At 71.0% G+C, this 4,251-nt stretch carries 4 protein-coding genes; 1 reads left to right on the top strand and 3 read right to left on the bottom strand.

The genetic code is table 11. The annotated features are described in order from the left end of the window. Positions 1–371 precede the first annotated feature (371 nt). Positions 372–1,262, bottom strand: coding sequence for an NmrA family NAD(P)-binding protein (locus tag ASE78_RS09205; RefSeq protein ID WP_056495985.1), 891 nt, complete (start codon positions 1,260–1,262; stop codon positions 372–374). 68 nt (positions 1,263–1,330) lie between these two features. On the opposite strand from ASE78_RS09205, the gene ASE78_RS09200 reads away from it, so the two are divergent. Beyond that, on the top strand, positions 1,331–2,209 hold the full coding sequence (locus tag ASE78_RS09200; protein ID WP_056495982.1) for a hypothetical protein: 879 nt from the start codon (positions 1,331–1,333) through the stop codon (positions 2,207–2,209). Here ASE78_RS09200 and ASE78_RS09195 read toward each other — a convergent pair. Beyond that, a complete protein-coding gene (locus ASE78_RS09195) occupies positions 2,131–3,351 on the bottom strand; it encodes a glycosyltransferase family 4 protein (protein WP_082467101.1) in 1,221 nt (406 codons plus the stop codon). The genes ASE78_RS09200 and ASE78_RS09195 overlap by 79 nt on opposite strands. Further along, positions 3,348–4,251: glycosyltransferase (locus ASE78_RS09190; RefSeq protein WP_235514962.1), on the bottom strand; the 904-nt coding region annotated here is incomplete at its 5' end. The genes ASE78_RS09190 and ASE78_RS09195, both read right to left, overlap by 4 nt.

Raw genomic sequence — 4,251 nt, 5'->3', positions numbered from 1 at the left:
AGTGCGGGGCACTGTTCACCCGAAACTGGGCTGGGGGTGGGTCGGCCCGAGAGGAAACGGTAGGCTCCACAACCGGCCCACCCACCCCCAAACCCCTCCCTTGTCAGGGAGGGGAGCCGCCAAGCGCCATCTTCTGGCTGAACGTCGATCGGCTCTAGGGCCGATCGACATTCCGTCGGCCGTGACGCCAGCAACGACCATTTCCGTCACCCCGGACTGGTTCCGGGGTCCACCGTGCAGCGATTGATGCCGCTCGAGACACTTGCGACAGCGTTTGCGGCCAAGTGGACCCCGGAACAAGTCCGGGGTGACGAAGGAGAATGGCGTTTTCGACTACGAACTGCACCGGAATAGCTGAATGTCGATCCCCACTAGCCCCGCAACACGTCGTGCAGATCGGTCCATGCGACGTCGTAGCGTGCGTTGTCGGTCGGGGCCGATGGCGCGCGCCCGTCGAACATATTGTGGAGATACTGCATCCCCTGCCACGCCGGGAACACCGAGGTGCGATCGGGAAACAGCCGCCGCGTCGCCCCGATCAGCCGGGCAAGGCCGTTCAGCGATCCGGCGCGCAGCACGCCATAGCGCTTGCCCGTCACCTCGCCCATCACCCCGGCGAGGTCGCGCGCGCTGACGCTCGCCCCGGCGATGTGCAGGTCGCGTGGTGCTGCGGTATCGAGCGCGGCGGCGGCGGTATAGGCGGCGACATCGTCCTTGGTCGTCAGCGCGAAGCGGGTGTCGGCATCGCCCCAGTACAGCACCCGCCGCACCGGCCGCTGGATCAGCGGCATCTGCCCATTGAGCATATCGGCGAACGCGCCGTTGAAGATCGAGGTGGCGAGAATCGGCGCGGTGTCGAGCCGGGTGCGAAAGGCGCGGCGCAGATCGAAGTTGCGATTCGTGCCGGTCGGCAGCGCGGTATAGTCGATCGAGAAGTCGGATGGCACGAACCGCGCCGCCCCGCCCCCGATCGCGGCATCGAGCAGCCGGGTCTGCGTATCGAGGATCGTCTCGCCCAGACCGTTCAGCGCCGACACCACGCAGCGCGCATCACGGCACGCGCGGACCAGCGCCGCCGCATCGTCATAGTCGACGGCGACGACCTCAGCGCCGGCCGCCGCCAGCACGGCGGCATCGGCCCCCGGCCGGACCAGCGCGCGCACCACCGCACCGCGCGCGAGCCCCGCACGGACGATCCGCCCGCCCAGATCGCCGTTCGCACCGGCGACAACGATCGTTTCTGTCACATCCTTGCGTATCATTGCGGTTAGCGAACCACCCTGCCGTCCGTGCGTTTCCTACGCGCATCACCGCGAAACGGGAACAGCCATTGGACGAAGCGATCACCGGGCCCCGCTGCCCGATCTGCGGCAACGATCGCTGGCATGCCCGCCCGCTGCCCGAATGCACCCATTGCGGCCTCGCCGTCGCCGATCTGGACTTCGACGCGGTCGCGCTACGCGAGGCGATCCGCGCGCATCTGGCGGGGGGACCCATGACCGGCTTCGCGCTCGAACCCCATGCCCGGCGCAACGCGGCATGGGCGCTGGGGATGGTGTGGCAGGCAGCGGGCTGGCGTCCGGCCACGCCGCGCTCGCCTGACGTGACGCTGGGCATTATCGCCCGCGCCAGCGACAGCGACACGGTGGCGGCGATGCTCGCGGCGTTGCGGCCATGGTTCCCCAAGGCGATCGTCGTCCTCGACGGCACGATCGGCGATGCCACCACCCTCGCCCTGAAGGCGCGCGGCGTGCAGGTCATGGCGCATCCGCTGGACGGAGACTTCGCCGCGCAACGCAACCGGGTGCAGGCGCTGGCGGAAGCATGGGTGCTGCACCTCGACACCGACGAACGGCCCGACGACGCGCTGCTCGGCGCGCTCGGCTGGATGACGGCGGCGGCCGATCGCGACGGCCTGTGCGCGCTGGGCCTCGCCCGGCGCAATCTGGTCGACGGGGTGCAATCGGCGCTGTGGCCCGACATCCAGTACCGGCTGGTGCGCAGTAACGTCCGCTTCGCCGGCCGGGTCCATGAACGCCCCGACGTGCCGTTCGAGCGGACCTCGCTGGCGCTGACCGGCGCGATCGATCACCGGCTGGACCGCGCCCGCGTGATCGAACGATCGAAAGTCTATGAGGCGATGTCCGCCGGGGCGGGCCGGCCGGGCGACGAGGCGGCGTTGCTCCGACCGTTCACCGCCGCAACGTAGGCCGCCGCCGTCTCGCCGGCCAGACTCGTCCGGGTGAAGCGCCCCGCCGCCACCCGCGCCGCCGCCGACAGCGCGGCGCGCAACCCGCCGTCGCGCAGCATCCGCCGCAGCACGTCGCCCAACGCCGCCGCCGTGCAATTCTCCGCCAGCAGCCCCGCGCCGCTGTCGCCGACGAACAGCCGCGCGCTCGGGTCCTCGCCACACGCCGCGATCGGCCGGGCGAACATCATCGCCTCCTGATAGACCAGCCCGAAACTTTCGTAGCGCGACGGCGCGACCACCATGTCCGCCGCCGCCAGTTGCGCGTGCAGCGTCTCGTCGTCGACCCGGTGAAAGGAATCGATCCGGCGCAGCGCCGCCGGCGGCAGTCCGTCCAGTTCGTGGCGATGCAGCCCGATCACCGTCAGCCGAAAATCGGGCAGCGCCCCCGCATCGGCCTCCGCCGCCAATGCGGGCAGCGCGCCGATCAGCGCATCGGTTCCTTTACGCGGTTCGTTGCGCCCGACGAACAGCACCCGCAGCACGTCGTTGCCCGGCGGATAGGATGCCGCCTGCCCCGCCGCGACGATCGCGGGGTCGAGGCTCAGGCCGATCACCGCATGACCCGGCCCCGGCGGTGCCGTGCGGTACAGCGCGGCGATCTTCGCGCCATGCGCCGCGGTATTGGAGATGAGCCCCGCCGATGCCCGCGCCGCCATCGCCTCCACCATCACCGCCCCCCGCCGATCGATCCGGTCGCGCAGGGTTACGGGCGGGGCGGCGCTGGTCGCGACCGGCGTGGAATTGCGCGTGACATAGGGCACCGGCCCGGTCAGCGCGATCCATAGCCCCGGCGCATACCAGTTCGTCCCCTCGATTACGTCGAACGGCCGTTCGGCATGCAGCCGCCGCATCGTCCGCGCGATCATCGCCGGGCCGCACAGATGGCCGATGCCGGGCCAGCGCCGCAGCCATGCCAGCCAGCCGCCGCCCGCCGCGCCGACCACCTCGACCGCGCCGTCGCGCTCGCGCCCCGACCGGTCCATCGTCACGACGCGCACGTCATGCCCCGCACCGGCCAGCGCCTGCGCGATCTCGCGCGCGGCGCGCGACAGGCCACTCTTCTCGGGCGGATAGGCCCAGGTGACGATGCCGATCCTCATTTGAGCGCGATCAACTGGCGGTAGAGCGCGACATAGTCCTCGGCCATCCGCCGGGCGGTGAACCGCGCCTCGAAGCGTTCGCGAACCCGTGCCCGGTCGAGCGTCTCGATCCGCTCCAGCGCGGCGACCGCCTCGTCCTCGCTGGCGACGACGAAGCCAGTCACGCCCTGCTCCACTACCTCACGCACGCTGCCCCGGTCCCATGCGATCACCGGCGTGCCGCACGCCATCGCCTCAATCATCACCAGCCCGAACGGCTCGGGCCAGTCGATCGGGAACAACAGCGCCGCCGCCTCGCCCAGCAGCGCCTGTTTGGCGCGGTCGTCGACCTCGCCGACATGGACCGCGTCGTCGCCCAGCAACGGCGCGACGCTGTCGGTGAAATAGCGCGGGTTGCCGACGTCGATCCCCCCGGCCAGCCAGATCGGTCGCCCGGCGGCGCGCGCGACGCGGATCGCGACGTCGGGCCGTTTCTGGTCGGTCATCCGCCCGATGAAGGCGACGCCGCGCCCGCCCGGCCCGGCGCGGAACCGTTCGGGCGGAATGCCGTGGTGGACGATGCCGGCGTGGTTCGACCGGGGCAGGTCGCGCGCCTGCGCCGCCGAGATCGCCGCGACCGGCAGGTCGGGAAAGCTGCGAAAGAACAACTGCCGGTCCAGCTCGTCCAGCCGCCAGTGGACCGTCGTCAGGCTGCACCCGATCCGGTCGCCTAGCACCGCCGCATGGGCGAACTCGCCGTGGCAATGCACCATGTCGAACCGGTCGAGATAGCGCCGCAGGATGCCGAGCTGCGCCGCCTCCAGCGCGGCGGGAACCCCCGGCGCGACCGTGCCGTGATGTTGTTCCAACGTGCGCAGGCTGGGGTGCGCCGACAAATGCCGCGCGGTGGTGATGCTGTCC

The organism is Sphingomonas sp. Leaf25 (assembly GCF_001421635.1).
Lineage (GTDB): Bacteria > Pseudomonadota > Alphaproteobacteria > Sphingomonadales > Sphingomonadaceae > Sphingomonas.
The sequence above is the reverse complement of the archived record's forward strand: the minus strand, read 5'-3'. Positions and strand labels throughout refer to the sequence as shown.